Source organism: Faecalibacillus sp. H12, from assembly GCF_013361255.1.
GTDB lineage: Bacteria > Bacillota_I > Bacilli_A > Erysipelotrichales > Coprobacillaceae > Faecalibacillus > Faecalibacillus intestinalis.
On record NZ_JABWDK010000007.1, the window covers coordinates 74447 to 89626 of the forward strand.

The 15180-nt window shown below is 31.9% G+C and carries 18 protein-coding genes; 2 read left to right on the forward strand and 16 right to left on the reverse strand.

The window, feature by feature from the left end; genetic code table 11:
• The first annotated feature begins 1 nt into the window (after window position 1).
• A complete protein-coding gene (locus tag HUU89_RS07140) occupies window positions 2–1156 on the forward strand; it encodes an NlpC/P60 family protein (RefSeq protein WP_175301393.1) in 1155 nt (384 codons plus the stop codon).
• Window positions 1157–1262: 106 nt separating this feature from the next.
• The gene (locus HUU89_RS07145; RefSeq protein WP_227359575.1) at window positions 1263–2603 is read left to right on the forward strand and encodes an NlpC/P60 family protein; all 1341 of its coding nucleotides are present in this window, start codon (window positions 1263–1265) and stop codon (window positions 2601–2603) included.
• A gap of 38 nt (window positions 2604–2641) precedes the next feature.
• On the opposite strand, the gene HUU89_RS07150 is transcribed toward HUU89_RS07145, so the two are convergent.
• From HUU89_RS07150 to HUU89_RS07225, 16 genes are all read right to left on the reverse strand, one after another.
• On the reverse strand, window positions 2642–3652 hold the full coding sequence (locus HUU89_RS07150) for an aldo/keto reductase (RefSeq protein ID WP_175301394.1): 1011 nt from the start codon (window positions 3650–3652) through the stop codon (window positions 2642–2644).
• 23 nt (window positions 3653–3675) lie between these two features.
• Complete coding sequence (locus HUU89_RS07155; protein WP_254697718.1) at window positions 3676–4905, reverse strand: N-acetylmuramoyl-L-alanine amidase; 1230 nt, start codon at window positions 4903–4905, stop codon at window positions 3676–3678.
• Between the two features lie 59 nt (window positions 4906–4964).
• Entirely contained in the window at window positions 4965–5363 is a 399-nt protein-coding gene (gene atpC, locus HUU89_RS07160) for an ATP synthase F1 subunit epsilon (protein ID WP_032090880.1), read from the reverse strand.
• A complete protein-coding gene (atpD, locus tag HUU89_RS07165) occupies window positions 5356–6759 on the reverse strand; it encodes a F0F1 ATP synthase subunit beta (RefSeq protein WP_022001947.1) in 1404 nt (467 codons plus the stop codon). Before atpD ends, atpC begins: the two co-directional genes overlap by 8 nt.
• Before the next feature lie 10 nt (window positions 6760–6769).
• Complete coding sequence (gene atpG, locus HUU89_RS07170) at window positions 6770–7624, reverse strand: ATP synthase F1 subunit gamma (RefSeq protein WP_032090881.1); 855 nt, start codon at window positions 7622–7624, stop codon at window positions 6770–6772.
• On the reverse strand, window positions 7624–9147 hold the full coding sequence (atpA, locus tag HUU89_RS07175; protein WP_117782701.1) for a F0F1 ATP synthase subunit alpha: 1524 nt from the start codon (window positions 9145–9147) through the stop codon (window positions 7624–7626). Before atpA ends, atpG begins: the two co-directional genes overlap by 1 nt.
• A gap of 9 nt (window positions 9148–9156) precedes the next feature.
• Window positions 9157–9690, reverse strand: a complete 534-nt coding sequence (locus tag HUU89_RS07180; RefSeq protein WP_117851323.1) for a F0F1 ATP synthase subunit delta — start codon at window positions 9688–9690, stop codon at window positions 9157–9159.
• Window positions 9690–10190, reverse strand: coding sequence for a F0F1 ATP synthase subunit B (atpF, locus tag HUU89_RS07185; RefSeq protein WP_117828582.1), 501 nt, complete (start codon window positions 10188–10190; stop codon window positions 9690–9692). Before atpF ends, HUU89_RS07180 begins: the two co-directional genes overlap by 1 nt.
• 31 nt (window positions 10191–10221) lie before the next feature.
• Complete coding sequence (gene atpE, locus HUU89_RS07190) at window positions 10222–10446, reverse strand: ATP synthase F0 subunit C (RefSeq protein WP_022001942.1); 225 nt, start codon at window positions 10444–10446, stop codon at window positions 10222–10224.
• 67 nt (window positions 10447–10513) lie between these two features.
• Window positions 10514–11182, reverse strand: coding sequence for a F0F1 ATP synthase subunit A (locus tag HUU89_RS07195; RefSeq protein WP_022001941.1), 669 nt, complete (start codon window positions 11180–11182; stop codon window positions 10514–10516).
• The gene (locus HUU89_RS07200) at window positions 11179–11544 is read right to left on the reverse strand and encodes an ATP synthase subunit I (RefSeq protein ID WP_147580455.1); all 366 of its coding nucleotides are present in this window, start codon (window positions 11542–11544) and stop codon (window positions 11179–11181) included. The genes HUU89_RS07195 and HUU89_RS07200 overlap by 4 nt, the downstream gene beginning before the upstream one ends.
• Window positions 11541–11753, reverse strand: coding sequence for a hypothetical protein (locus tag HUU89_RS07205; RefSeq protein WP_032090885.1), 213 nt, complete (start codon window positions 11751–11753; stop codon window positions 11541–11543). Before HUU89_RS07205 ends, HUU89_RS07200 begins: the two co-directional genes overlap by 4 nt.
• On the reverse strand, window positions 11737–12363 hold the full coding sequence (gene upp, locus HUU89_RS07210; RefSeq protein ID WP_175301395.1) for a uracil phosphoribosyltransferase: 627 nt from the start codon (window positions 12361–12363) through the stop codon (window positions 11737–11739). The genes HUU89_RS07205 and upp overlap by 17 nt, the downstream gene beginning before the upstream one ends.
• A gap of 9 nt (window positions 12364–12372) precedes the next feature.
• Window positions 12373–13611: a serine hydroxymethyltransferase gene (glyA, locus tag HUU89_RS07215; protein WP_175301396.1), complete on the reverse strand. Its 1239-nt coding sequence runs from the start codon at window positions 13609–13611 to the stop codon at window positions 12373–12375.
• 6 nt (window positions 13612–13617) lie between these two features.
• Window positions 13618–14058, reverse strand: coding sequence for a ribose 5-phosphate isomerase B (gene rpiB, locus HUU89_RS07220; protein WP_032090888.1), 441 nt, complete (start codon window positions 14056–14058; stop codon window positions 13618–13620).
• Entirely contained in the window at window positions 14055–14657 is a 603-nt protein-coding gene (locus HUU89_RS07225; protein WP_117814126.1) for an L-threonylcarbamoyladenylate synthase, read from the reverse strand. The genes rpiB and HUU89_RS07225 overlap by 4 nt, the downstream gene beginning before the upstream one ends.
• Window positions 14658–15180: the final 523 nt, after the last annotated feature.

Consider the following 15180-nt stretch of genomic DNA (forward strand, 5'->3'; position numbering starts at 1 on the left):
TATGAAAAAGAGTTTAATCTCCATGATTTGTTTTACTTTGTTAGTATCCTTTTTTTGTTCTACAAGTCAAGTTCATGCGGTAAACTTTGAAGGACAAGAAGATAAATATATGAAACTTTGTTCTAGTAAAAGTTTATCTAATAGTAATTATAATACTTGTAAACAATTTAACTCATACTTAAAAAAGAAAAACAATCAGTTACAAAGTTCTATTGATGAATCTAAATCTAAAATTTCTGATACTCAAAGTTCATTAGATAGCGTTGTTTCTAAAATTGCTGATTTAAATAACCAAATTGAACAAAAGCAACAAGAAATCAACTATTTAGAAAGTTCAATTAAATCATTAGAAGCAAGTATCACAGCTAAAGAAAACGAAGTTAAAGAACGTATGTATGCTATGCAATCATACAATAATAGTAATAGTTATATTGAATTTATTTTTGGTGCTTCAAACTTCTCTGATTTCTTTTCAAGAATTGATAGTGTCAATGAAATCACTCAATTCGATAAAGAATTAGTAGAAAAAATTGCTGATGAAAAGAAGCAAGTTGAATCTCAAAAAGCAACTATTGAAACAGTAAAAGCAAATATTGTTTCTCAACAAAACGAACAATATACTTTACAAACTCAATATGAAGATCTATTAGCTAAACAACAAAAAGATTTAGCATCTGCTGAAAGTGAACAATCTAAAATTTCTGATACTCAAAGTTCATTAGATTCATTCTTATCATCAGTCGTTGTTACTCAACCATCTTCATCAGGTAGTAGTGGTTCTACAACTATTAGACCATCTACAAATGTTCCTACTACAAATAGATATGGTTCTACAGTTGTAGCTGCTGCTTATTCTAAATTAGGTTGTCCTTATGTATGGGGAGCAAGTGGGCCTAATTCATTTGACTGTTCTGGTTTAGTTATGTGGTGTTATGCACAAGCGGGTGTTTCACTTGATCACTATTCTGGATCTCAAGGTCAATCTGGAGCAATTATTCCATTAAGTCAAGCTCAACCAGGAGATATCTTATGGAAAAGTGGACATGTAGGTATTTATATTGGTAATGGACAATATATTCATGCACCACAAACAGGTGATGTTGTTAAGATTGCATCTAATGTAAGTAGATTTACTTGTGCAGTTAGACCTTATTAGTAATGACTTAAAACCTTTAAGTTTATAAGCTTAAAGGTTTTTATTTTGTATAAAAACAACTTTTATTTACTTTTTTTAGAAAGTGATGTATAAATAATACGAGGGGGTGTTTTGTTTGAAAATTAAAAAATATTTTGTAGGATTTGTTGCATCTACAATGCTTGTATCAACATGCTATTGTATAAAACCTGTAGAAGCTATTGATTTTTCAAAAGATGAAGCAAAATATATGTCACTATGTGCAAGTGGAAAACTAACAAATAGTAATAAAAAAACATGCGAAGAATTTAACAGCTATCTCAAAGCTAAAAATAAAAAGTTAAAAAAAGATTTAGAAAATCAAAAAAGTGCTGCAGCAAGTACAACTCAAACATTAGATAGTGTACAAAAGAAACTTAATTCTTTAAATTCTGACATTTCATCTAAAGAAGCTGAAATTCAATATGTTGAAACATCTATACAAAATACCCAAGCAGATATAGATAAAGATAATCAAGAAATAAAAGATCGTATGTATGTCATGCAGTCTTATATGAATGAAAATACTTTTATCAATTATATATTTGGGGCTGATAATTTTACTGATATGTTATCTAGAATAGATAGTTTCAACACACTTACTTTAAGTGATCAAGATTTAATTGCTCAAATGTTAGAAAAGAAAAAGGAAATTGAAAATCAAAAAATTACTTTAGAAAACGCAAAAGTTGTTTTAGAAGAACAAAAGAAAGAACAAGCTGCTATTCAAGTACAATATGAAACATTATTAGAAGAACAAAGAAAACAAATTGCTGCAACTGAAGTTGATGCAAATGTTGCTGCAAGTCGTAGTGAAGCAATTGATGCCTCATTAACAGAATTCTATGAACAATCTAAAAAAGACGATGTAGGTCATGTCAGTCAGATTCCTACACCAAAACCATCTAACAGTAACAACAATAATCAAACTTCAAATTCAAATAATAATAACAATACAGGTAATAATTCAAACAATAATTCGAATAATAATACAACTAACAATGGTTCTCAACCATCTCAAGATAGTACAACATTAGGAATAAGTATTGCTAACTATGCTTTATCTAAACAAGGTAAACGCTACTATTGGGGAGCAAGTGGACCAAATTATTTTGATTGTTCTGGACTTGTTTACTGGGCACATAATCAAGCAGGCGTAAAAATAGGTAGAACAACTGCTGCTGGATATGCTGGTAGTGGTAAAGCTGTTTCTTATAGTAATTTACAAATTGGTGATGTCATTACTTTCAATTATGGAAGTGGTGTCGCTCATATTGGAATTTATATTGGTAATGGTAATATGGTTCATGCCTCTGGTAAAGGATCTGGGACAGTGGGTCAATATCCTGATCAGTGTGTTAAAGTAACATCAGTTGCTCCAGGAAGTTATTTCTATCGTCATATTTATAATTGTCGTAGATTATACTAAAATAGGATGCGCTACATTTTGTAGCACACCCTATTTTTTTATTTTAAAAATGTTTTGTAGTCTTCATAATTTTTCTTTAATAATTCAGGAGTATTTAAATGATATGGACAATGTTGTTTACATTTACCACAATTTAAGCATTCTTCAATTTTTTTCATCTCTGCTTGCCAATGATCATTAAGCCAACTTGCTGCTGGTGCTCTTCTTAACATTAAAGACATTCTAGCACATTGATTGATTTGAATTCCTTTAGGACAAGGCATACAATAACCACATCCTCTACAGAAATCTCCTGCTAATTCTTTTCGATCATGAGCAATTAAATCTTGAATTTCTTGAGTAAGTTCTGGTGCTTTTGTTTGATATGAAATAAATTCATCCAATTCACTCTCTTTTTGAATTCCCCAAATTGGTAAAACATTATCAAACTGTGCTAAATATGCATAAGCAGCATCCGAACGGTTAATAAGTCCACCTGATAAAGCTTTCATACAAATAAACCCAATATTGTTTTCTTTACATCTATTTACTAAATCAATATCTTTTTGATCTGCTAAATAACTAAATGGGAATTGAATTGTATCATATAACCCACTTTCACAAGCTTCTATAGCTACTGGTAAACGATGATTCGTTAAACCTATAAAATGTATTTTTCCTTGAGCTTTTGCTTCTAACATTGCTTCATATAAACCTGTACCATCTCCTGGTTTAGGGCAAAATGAAGGATTATGAAATTGATAAATATCAATATAATCTGTTTTTAAATTATTTAAACTTGTTTCTAAGTCTTTCCAAAAACCTTCTACTGTAGTAGATCCTGTCTTCGTTGCAATATAAATGTCTTTTCTAACATCGCTTAATGCATTTCCTAGCTTTTCTTCACTATCACTATACCATCTTGCACTATCAAAAAAACGAATTCCTTGATCATATGCCTTTCTTAAAATTGTTATTGCATCTTCTCCAGTTACTCGTTGAATTGGTAATGCCCCAAAACCATTACGATTCACTGTAATTCCTGTTCTTCCTAATGTAACTTTTTCCATTCCTTTTTTCTCTTTTCCTAATCTTAACTTAAATATTCGCCAATTCCATTTACAATTCCTTGAACAATTTTATTTTGATAATCCTCACTTGAAAGTAATCGATCTTCTCCTGGATTTGATAAAAATCCCATTTCTACAATAGTAACAGGCACTTTTGACCAATTTAAACCTGTCATATTATCAACAATTGAAACTCCTCTATTTCTAGAACCTGTTGCCTTACAAATATTATTCACAATACTTTTTGAAAGTGATTGTGATTGACTTGCAATACTTGCACAATATCTATTAGAAGTTGAAGGCGCAAGTGTCAACGTTCCTGTAGGAGAAGATGATTCACTTGAATCACAATGTAAACGAATAAATGCATCTGCATTTGCCTCATTTGCCATTTGAGCTCTTTGAACATTAGATAAATCGACATTTTGTGATGTACGACACATAACCACAGTATAACCTTGATTTGATAAAGCTTCTTGTAATTTAAGTGCCACTTCTAAGTTGATTTGTGATTCTGTTTTCCCCGTTACACATCCTGTTGCCCCTGTTGTCACTTTTGCTTTCATTGTCGATGAACCTGGTCCATTAGGTTCTAATGAACTATTTCCTCGTGCTTGATGTCCTGCATCAATACAAATCACTTTTCCTCCGCCATGATAAATCTTAGCTGCTGATAATTCTTGTTTAGGTTTTTCTTTTACATGTACAGTTATTTCTTTTTCTGCTTGATTTCCTGAACTATCTTTCGCAAATACTTTTATTTGATAATCCCCTGCTTTATTTATATCTAATGAAGATAAATCATATTGTAAATCAATATTGCTTAAATCTGTTGTTTTGATTTCTTGATTAAAATCATAATTTTCTGTTCCTTCTTCAAATGAAACTTCATTTATTTCATTAAAAACAGGCGCTGTAGTATCTTTAACAATCACTTTCTTTTTTAGTTTTTGATCTTGATATTTAATATTTATTGTATAGTTTCCAATTGCTGGATAATCTTTTTGATCTTCATTTTTTAGATTGTCTGTTATTTTTGTTTCTTTTTTTATTTCTTTCAACTTATCTTTATCTATGTCTTTTGTTTGAATGAGATCATCAAATGAATATTGAACTGTATTTCCATATTCTACAATAATCTCTTTTTTATTTTTTAAAGATAATTCCATTTTTTCTGCTCGTGTAAGATAATAAATACCTCCCACCATCACCGCGATAACAATCCCAATAACTCCTATAAACTTCTTTTTCATATTCCCTTTTTCTCCTTAAAACTATTATACAAAAAAAAGAGAAGAATGGAAGTTCTTCTCTATAAACCTTTGACATGAATACGTGTAATTGCACGTTGCAAAGCTGCTTGTGCTCTTAACATATCGATTTCATTGTTTTGTATTTTAAGTCTTTCTTCAGCTCTTCTTTTTGCCTCTTGTGCTCTTTCTAAATCAATTTCTTCTTGTGATTCAATTGCATTAGCAATTAAAGTTGTTTCTGTTTCATTTACATAAATGAAACCACCTGCGACAGAAAAATATGTTCTTTTTCCATCAATAATATAATTCATTTGAGACACTTTCACACCACTTGCTAGTGGAATATGATGAGCTAAAATACCTATTTGTCCAGCAGTTGTATCAAGATTTATCTGATCAATTTCCACTTCTTGGTAAATACCTTGAGGTGTAATGATTTTTAGCTTAAATTTAGTCATTTTCGATTTGTTTAGCCTTTTCTACAGCTTCTTGAATAGTACCAACATTATGGAATGCTTGTTCAGGTAATTGATCCCATTTACCTTCAAGAATTTCTTTAAATCCTTGAACAGTATCTTCTACACGGACATATTTTCCATCTAAACCAGTAAATTGACTAGCTACTGTAAATGGTTGTGATAAGAAGTTACGTACACGTCTTGCACGTGCAACGATTAATTTATCTTCATCACCTAATTCATCCATCCCAAGAATTGCGATGATATCTTGTAATTCTTGATAACGTTGTAAGATTTGTTGAACACCATGAGCTACTTCATAATGATCTTTACCTACAACTAATGGATCTAAGGCTCTTGATGAAGAGTTAAGTGGATCTACTGCAGGGTAAATACCTAAAGCAGCGATTGAACGATCCAAAACGATTTTAGCATCTAAGTGAGCAAATGTTGTTGCTGGTGCAGGGTCAGTTAAGTCATCGGCTGGTACATAGACCGCTTGTACTGATGTAATTGATCCTTTTTTAGTTGATGTAATACGTTCTTGTAAAGCACCCATTTCAGTTGCTAGAGTTGGTTGATATCCTGCTTGTGATGGTACACGTCCAAGTAAGGCAGAAACTTCTGAACCTGCTTGTGTGAAACGGAAGATGTTATCAATGAATAATAACACGTCTTGACCTTGTCCATCACGGAATTGTTCAGCCATTGTTAAACCAGTTAAGGCAACACGTAAACGTGCTCCTGGTGGTTCGTTCATTTGTCCAAAGACAAGTGATGTTTTAGATAAAACGCCACTTTCTTTCATTTCATAGTATAAATCGTTACCTTCACGGCTACGTTCTCCAACACCGGCGAATACTGATAACCCACCATGTTGTGTTGCGATATTGTTAATAAATTCTTGGATCAATACTGTTTTACCTACTCCGGCACCACCGAATAACCCAATTTTACCACCTTTGATAAAAGGACAAATTAAGTCTACAACTTTAATTCCTGTTTCAAAGATTTCTGTAGTTGTCATTTGTTCTGCATAAGTTGGCGCAGATCTGTGGATAGGCATACGTGGAACATCATTTCCTAATTCACCTTTACCGTCAATTGGTTCACCTAAAACATTGAACATACGTCCTAATGTATCATTTCCTACTGGAACTGAAATTGGGTGACCTGTATCAACAGCATCCATTCCTCTTACTACCCCATCAGTTGGTCCCATGGCGATACATCTTACTGCATCATCTCCAATGTGTTGAGCAACTTCTACGACTAATTCTTCTTCACCATTTTGAATACGAATTGCTGTATTTAATCGAGGTAATTTATCTTCGCTAGCAAATGCAATATCAATAACTGGCCCACGGGCACTAATTATTTTCCCAATATTTGCCATATTGACCTCCTTATTGCGCATTAGCTCCAGCAACAATTTCACTAACTTCATTAGTAATTGCTGTTTGACGAGCTTGATTGTATTTTAATAATAATTGTTCTGTTAATTCTTCTGCGTTATCTGTAGCATTTTCCATTGAAGTTCTACGTGACGCATTTTCACTTGTCACACTTTCAACAAGATAGCCATAAACGACAGCTTGTAAATACATTGGTATTAAACTATCTAAAACTTCTTCAGGACTTGGTTCAAAAATAGTGAATTTATTGGTAATTTCAATATTTTCAAACTCATTTGTATCAATTGGTAAAAGTGTTACTGTACGTGGTTTAAATGTTAAGTTATTAACAAATTCAGTATAAATGATTTTTATACTTCCCACTTCTTTATTAATATAAAGATCTGTGACACTTTTTACTAATTTAGTCACTTCATCAAAAGCTAATGTTGAATTTAATGAAGCAAAATCAGTATTGATTGGTCCTTGATGCGTTCTACGGAAATAATTTGTTCCTTTACTTCCAATTGAGTAAACATAATCTTCATCTTTAATTTGTTGACTAATTTCTTTAAAGACATTGGCATTATATCCACCACATAATCCTAAACTTGAAGAAATAACAATATAAACATCTTTATCTACTTTATTTTCAGCGAGATAGGCAGAATCTTTTAACCCTTTATTAGAAGCTAAAATTTCTGCACATGTTTGTCTAACACCTTGATAATAAGGTTTTAATTCATCAAGTTGATTTCTTGTTTTACGAAGTTTAGATGTCGCAACTAATTCCATTGCTTTTGTAATCTTTTTAGTAGATTCAACGGATTTAATACGACGCTTAATTTCTTGCATTGATCCAGGCATTAGTTAGCCCCTTGTGTTTTTAAGAATTGATCAACATAAGCGCCTGTTGCTTCTTTCATCTTCGCTTCTAATTCATTTGAAATCACTTTTTGAGTTTCTATTTCAGTAATAAATTCAGGATGAGACATTTGAATATTTTCTACTAAACCATCCATAAATTCTTTTACTTTTTCTACAGCTATTTGTTTTGTATAACCATATTTTAATGCAAATAAAGTAATGACTTGTGTTGGCACACTACGTGGTGAGTATTGTGCTTGTTTTAATACTTCACGTACTTTTGCCCCATGATCCAATGTTGCTTTAGTAGCAGCATCTAAGTCAGAACCAAATTGTGCGAAAGCTTGCATTTCTGCATATTGAGCAAGTTCAAGTTTTAATGAACCAGATACTTGTTTCATCGCTTTAATTTGTGCAGTAGAACCTACACGTGATACAGATAATCCTGTATCTACAGCTGGTCTAAATCCAGAGTTGAACAATTCTTGTTGTAAGAAGATTTGTCCATCAGTAATTGAAATAACGTTTGTTGGAATATATGCTGAAATATCCCCAGCTTGTGTTTCAATGATTGGTAAAGCAGTAATTGATCCTCCACCATTTTCTTCATTTAAACGGCAAGCACGTTCAAGTAATCTTGAATGTAAATAGAAGACATCCCCTGGATAAGCTTCACGTCCTGGTGGTCTTTTTAATAATAACGACATTGTACGATAAGCTACCGCATGTTTAGATAAATCATCATAAACAATTAAAACATCTTTTCCTTCATCTAACCAATGTTCAGCAATTGCACATCCAGCATATGGTGCAATATATTGAATTGGTGCAAGTTCACTCGCTCCGGCAGAAACAACACATGTATAATCCATTGCTCCACCTTGACGTAATTTTTCAACAACTTGTGCAACCGTTGAATTCTTTTGTCCAATAGCAACATAAACACAATAAATGTTTTGTCCTTTTTGGTTTAAAATTGTATCAATAGCAATTGCAGTTTTACCTGTTTGACGGTCACCGATAATTAACTCACGTTGACCTCTACCGATAGGAATGATAGCATCAATTGATGTAATACCAGTTTGTAATGGTTGATCAACTGATTTTCTTGTCATTACACCACTAGCAACACGTTCGATTGGTTTAGTTTTACCAGTATTGATTTCACCTTGACCATCGATTGCTTGTCCTAATGGATTAACAACTCTTCCTAACATTTCATCCCCGACAGGGACTTCAATAATTCTTCCAGTACGTTTAACTTCGTCTCCTTCTTTAATCGTACTTTCAGATCCAAGTAGTACGGCTCCTACACTATCTTCATCTAAGTTCATGACCATTCCGTAAACATCATTTGGGAAAAGTAATAATTCACCTAACATGGCATTATCTAACCCATGAATAACACTTACACCATCACCAACAGTCACGACTGTTCCGACATCTTTTTGTTCAATGATATCGTCATAATGCTTAATTTGTTCTTTAATTAAAGCACTAATTTCATTTGGTCTAAGCCCCACTATTTCCACCTACTTTCTTAATAGTTCTTTTTTAAGCATTTCTACTTTATTTTTAATTGTTCCATCATAAATACGGTTAGCAATTTGAACTTTAATACCACCTAATAATGATGGATCAATAGATACTTTTAAAGTAACCTTTTTGTTTTCTTTTTGACTGATTGCTTTTTCTATATCTTGAATTTGTTGATCAGTTAATTCATAAGGTGTATAGATCATACCTTCTTCTATACCTAAATATTGATTTGATAAATTAATATAAGATTTAACAATATCATCAATATAACGAATTCTTCTTGATTGCACTAATAGTTTTAAGAAATTTAAAACATATTGATCAACATTCCCTTTAAATGATTGATCCAATAATTGAATCTTTTTATCATTTTCAATAAGAACGTGATTAAAGAATTGAACAATTTGAGGATCACTATCTAGAACCTCACCAACTAATTTGATGTCATCAAGATATTGAGTGACTTTATTTTCTTCTTTCGCTAAATCAAATAAAGATTCAGCATATCTATCGCCAACAACACTCATTAGTTAACCACATCATCAACAAATTCTTCTACTAATCCTTTGTTGATTTCTTCATTCATTTCTTTGTTCATCACTTTAGTTGCAACCTCAATAGCAACATCCACAATTTCTTGTTTCATATCTGCTTGAGCTTGTTTCTTTTCTGTTTCAATTTCTTTTTGTGCTTGTTCAATTTTAGCTCTTGCTTCTTCGTTTGCTTGGTCAATAATTTGTTGTTTCACTTTTTGACCATCATCTTTTGCTTGATCAAGAATTTCACGATATTTGCTGGCAGCTTCACGTGCTTCTTTTTCAGCTGTTTCTAAATTTGTAGAAGCTTTTTCGTTCATTTCTTTTGCCTCATTGATTGTAGATTCTATGTAATCTGCTCTTTTAGCAAAATATTCCATGACATTTTTCCATAAAAACTTCTTAAAAATAAGTAACAAAACTCCTGTAGATAATAATTGAACAATCAGTGTTGTAAGATTAGGGAATAATTTTCCTGCTATATCTGGCATCTTTATTCCTCCTTTGTCAGATTTTCAATTATTAATATACGAATAATAAGATTAAAGAAACTAATAAACCATAGATGGCAACTGTTTCTGATAAGGCAATCCCTAAGATCATCATAGTACGGATTTTACCTTCAGCTTCTGGGTTTCTACCAACAGCTTCTACAGCTTTACTAGCAGCAATCCCTTCACCAATCCCTGTTCCTAAACCTGCACATACAGCAAGACCTGCTGCAATAGCAATTAAACCTTTTACCATAATTTTTTTCCTCCTAAAAAATAGTTCATTTTTCATTTATATCTTAACTAGCAAGCTAGTAAAGAACTTAATCTGGATTTTCCATCATTATCAAGATAGATGATAATGTAACGAATACCAATGTTTGAATGCATCCCGCAAAGACATCAAAATAACAATGTAGCCAAGGAGCAATCACTGGTCCTAAAAAGTTAAAGTTGATCAATAACCCTGAAATGTAACCTGTTAATTGATAAACTAAATACATAAGGATCGATCCACTTAAAATATTCCCAAATAAACGCATTGATAACGAAATCAATGGCGAAAGAATACTTAATAAGTTTGTTGGTGGCCATACAGCACCCCAAATGTAAGATAATAATCCTTGTTTTTTGATTGCATTAAACTGAATTAAACAGAATGTAATTGTTGTTAATGCAAGAGTAATAGAATAATTTGAAGTTGGTGCTTCAAATCCTAATAATCCACTTAAGTTCGCAATGACCAAATATGCAAAGAGCATTGCAAAGTATGGATAATAGTTCTTTTCAAATTTCTTTGGCATGATACTTTTTAAATAGTCGTAAATCATTTTAACACCTGTTTCAACAACTAAAACAACACCTTTAGGTCTTGCTGTTGGATCAGCAGTTGCAAATTTTTTTCCGGCATAAATAAAGAAAATAGCCATCACCACCATAATAATCAATGAAAAGATTAATTCTACCTGTAAAGAATCTAAGAAGTTACTCACCCTTTCACCCCCTTCATTTGATAACTTACAATATATATGGTTATTTTAATGACCATATATCCAAAAAGAACACCTATCAGATTAAACCATTTTGGAATAAAAATAGCAATTAAAAAACCAATCGCATAAATTGCAAGTTTGACTATATTTAATAAGATAATTAAACTTGTAGATCTTTTTAAGTTCAATATCATATCAGACGTGATAATAATAACATAAAAAATTGCAAGATTAAATAAATATCCAAGCAAAAAACCTAGCGAATAACTGAAAGATTTCATCATCAAACCAATAATTGAAAAAACGATAAAACCTATCAAAAAAATAAAAAATGATTTCTTAAAAACTAACTTTTCATTCATGATTTTCCACCTTTTAATAATGTTCTCATCACTTCTATAAACGCTAAAACAAGAAATACTAGCGTCAGAAGAGGTTTGGTTAGTAATATACTATCCAAATATAAACCCAATATGACGCCAGCTATTAAAGTTCCAAATATTTTACCTGATAACGTCAATGCATAAAGCAAATCTTTAAAAAGCTTCTCTTTATTATTCATTTGTTCCAAACAAACGATCTCCGGCATCTCCAAGTCCAGGAACAATATAACCATGCTCATTTAATTTTTCATCTAATGCTGCAAGTGTAATATCAACATCAGGATGTGCTCCTTGAATCGCTTTAACTCCTTCTGGTGCTCCTACTAAACAAACAAGTTTGATTTTTCTTGCTCCTCTTTGTTTAATATTTTCAATTGCCATATTAGCACTTCCACCAGTTGCTAGCATTGGATCTAAAACAATGACTAAAGCATCTTCTAGACCTTTTGGAAATTTAGCATAATATTCATGTGGAATTAAAGTTTCTTCATCTCTTTCCATTCCAATATGTCCAACTTTAGCTGTTGGAATAATATCTCTAAAACCATCAACTAAACCAATTCCTGCACGTAAAATAGGTGCAAGAATAATTTGTTGATCCATTTCTTTTCCCACCATTGGACAAACAGGTGTTTCAATTGCTTTATCTTTTAATGAAACATTGCGTGTTACTTCAAATGCCATAAGTTTAGCAATTTCATCTAAGTTTTGTTTAAAAATATAAGTTGATGTATTTTTATCACGCATAATTGTTAATTTATGTTGAATTAAAGCATGATCTAATATTGTTACTGACATATTTGCCTCCTAGATATATTTAATATTTGAATACATTGTGACCTTTTCAGTAAGTTTTGCTACTCGTTTTAAACATTCTTCTTTAATTTCGTCTGTTTCTTCATTTTTTAAACGATAAGCAATAATTCTAGCAACTTCTTCAAAGTCTTCTTCTTTGAATCCTTTTGTTGTCATTGCTGGTGTTCCAATACGAATTCCTGAAGCTTTGAATGGTTTTTCTGTATCAAAAGGAATTGCATTTTTATTAGCTGTAATATTGATTTCATCAAGTAAACGTTGTGCTTTTTTACCAGAAATACCACAACTTGCTTTAACATCAACAAGTAATAAGTGGTTATCTGTTCCTCCAGCAACCAATCTGAACCCTTCTTCTTTAAAGACTTTTTCCATTGCTTTAGCATTTTTGATAATTTGTTTTGCATAGTCTTTAAATTCTGGTTGTTGTACTTCATAGAAACATTGTGCTTTAGCAGCGATAATATGCATTAATGGTCCACCTTGCATACCTGGGAAAACTGCACGATCAATATCTGCAGCAAATTCTTTTTTACACATGATGACACCACCACGAGGCCCTCTTAATGTTTTATGTGTTGTTGTTGTCACAATGTCAGCATATGGAAATGGTGATGGATGAACACCAGCAGCTACAAGTCCAGCGATATGAGCCATATCTACCATAAATAATGCGCCATTATCATGAGCAACTTTAGCCATAAATTCAAAATCAATAATTCTACTATAAGCACTTGCTCCAGCAACAACGAGTTTTGGTTTAATTTCTTCTACTTGTTTTTTATAAGCTTCATAATCAATTGTTTCTGTTTCTTTTGAAACACCATAGCTATAAAATTCATAGTTAATTCCTGAAAAGTTCAATGGATGTCCATGTGTTAAATGTCCTCCATCAGCAAGTGACATTCCTAACACTTTATCTCCATGTTGTAATAAAGCTAAATAAACTGCAATATTTGCTTGTGCCCCACTATGTGGTTGAACATTAGCATGTTCTGCCCCATAGATTTCACAAATTCTTTGTCTTGCAAGTTCTTCAACTTCATCAACAAATTGACATCCCCCATAATATCTTTTTGCTGGATATCCTTCAGCATATTTATTTGTAAGAACTGATCCAGCTAATTGTAATACTTCTTCAGAAACAAAGTTTTCTGAAGCAATCAATTCAATGTTATTTCTTTGTCTATTTAATTCTCTTTCAACACTTTCAAATAATTGTGTATCTTTCATAATTTATTACTCCTTTTCTAAAGCCATCATTTTTTGAATTCTTGCATCATGTCTTCCGCCTTCATATTCGCTTTCAAGCCATGCATGTAAGATTTCTAAAGCTAAGCCTTCCCCTATAACACGTTGCCCCATTGCTAACATGTTTGAATCATTATGTTGACGTGTTGCTTTTGCACTAAATACATCATGACATAATGAACAACGAATTCCGTTTACTTTATTGGCAGTAATGCTGACACCAATTCCAGTTCCACATACGACAACCCCCTTGTCGCACGTTCCATCAGCAACAGCTTTTGCTGCTTTAGAAGCATAATCTGGGTAATCACAGCTTTCTTCTGTGTATGTACCAAAATCTACAACTTCATAACCATTTTTTTCTAAATCTTCTTTTAATACATTTTTTAATCTGAGACCACCATGGTCACATGCCATTGCAATTTTCACTTCAATACCTCCCTGATTTTTTCTTCACTAATACAACCTTGACGTAATATTGTTACATCATCATCAATTTTTACCACTGTACTTGCTAGAGTATTTTGACATTTTCCTTTGACGATCATCTTTAGTTTCCCATTAAATTCATGATACACATCTAAATCATTTAAAAGTGTCTCTTGACCTGAAATATTAGCGCTTGTTACTAACATTGGCCCTACTCTTTTCAATAATTCTAATACAAATGGATCATCAGGTATTCTTATACCTATCGTTTCTAATCCCGCTGTAAAATCATCTGATAAAATTGATTTCTTTTTTAAAACAAGAGTTATCATTCCCGGCATAAATTCATCAATCAATTTTTGAGCATTTGTATTTACATAAGCATATTTTTCTATATCTTGAGAATCATAGATCATCAAAGATACTGCTTTACTATGACTTCTATGTTTAATTTCATAAATTTTTTCAAGTGCCGAAAGATTTCCAAACTTCACACCTAAGCCAAAAACAGTCTCGGTAGGAAAAGCCACAACCTCATCTTGTTTTAATAATTCAACAACCTCGTTTATGTTCTTTTTTTCTACCAAAACTGTTTCCATGATTCCACCTCATTTTGTGATATTATACTATTTTATTATTTAAAATGATACCCTTATCCCTGGATATTTATCTCTTTCAATAGAATATTTAGCATATTTCTTAACGATTTTCCCACTATTTCTTTAATTTTCCCTAAACAAGCAAAAATCAACCTATTTCATATAAAATAACAGTGAAATCTCTATACAAATAAAATTTAAAAAAAGATATTTCACTACCGACACACATTAAACGAGAATCTGAGAAACAGCCTAAAAACACATTTATTGTTCTCAGTTTAATATATAGAGATTTTACTTGTGTTTAGGAAGGAGGCTTTTTTAAAAACAACTCTGTTTAATGAGAGTTGTTTTTTATTTAAACCAAAAATGAACAAAAAAAGTAATCACCTATGCTGGGCTATTCAAATAATTTAGGGGTCCCAACTTTGGGGGTCTACTTTAGGGGACAACTTTAGGGGGATGGACTTCTAATAATTGTCATTGAAAAACAACAGCTAGAATTCTGGCTGTTGTTTCTTTT

Coding starts and splice junctions, on each gene's coding strand:
- HUU89_RS07140 (WP_175301393.1), top strand. CDS start 2: ATGAAAAAGAGTTTAATCTCCATGATTTGTTTTACTTTGTTAGTATCC.
- HUU89_RS07150 (WP_175301394.1), bottom strand. CDS start 3,652: ATGGAAAAAGTTACATTAGGAAGAACAGGAATTACAGTGAATCGTAAT.
- HUU89_RS07155 (WP_254697718.1), bottom strand. CDS start 4,905: ATGAAAAAGAAGTTTATAGGAGTTATTGGGATTGTTATCGCGGTGATG.
- atpC (WP_032090880.1), bottom strand. CDS start 5,363: ATGACTAAATTTAAGCTAAAAATCATTACACCTCAAGGTATTTACCAA.
- atpD (WP_022001947.1), bottom strand. CDS start 6,759: ATGGCAAATATTGGGAAAATAATTAGTGCCCGTGGGCCAGTTATTGAT.
- atpG (WP_032090881.1), bottom strand. CDS start 7,624: ATGCCTGGATCAATGCAAGAAATTAAGCGTCGTATTAAATCCGTTGAA.
- HUU89_RS07180 (WP_117851323.1), bottom strand. CDS start 9,690: ATGAGTGTTGTTGGCGATAGATATGCTGAATCTTTATTTGATTTAGCG.
- atpF (WP_117828582.1), bottom strand. CDS start 10,190: ATGCCAGATATAGCAGGAAAATTATTCCCTAATCTTACAACACTGATT.
- atpE (WP_022001942.1), bottom strand. CDS start 10,446: ATGGTAAAAGGTTTAATTGCTATTGCAGCAGGTCTTGCTGTATGTGCA.
- HUU89_RS07200 (WP_147580455.1), bottom strand. CDS start 11,544: ATGAATGAAAAGTTAGTTTTTAAGAAATCATTTTTTATTTTTTTGATA.
- upp (WP_175301395.1), bottom strand. CDS start 12,363: ATGTCAGTAACAATATTAGATCATGCTTTAATTCAACATAAATTAACA.
- glyA (WP_175301396.1), bottom strand. CDS start 13,611: ATGAAAGATACACAATTATTTGAAAGTGTTGAAAGAGAATTAAATAGA.
- HUU89_RS07225 (WP_117814126.1), bottom strand. CDS start 14,657: ATGGAAACAGTTTTGGTAGAAAAAAAGAACATAAACGAGGTTGTTGAA.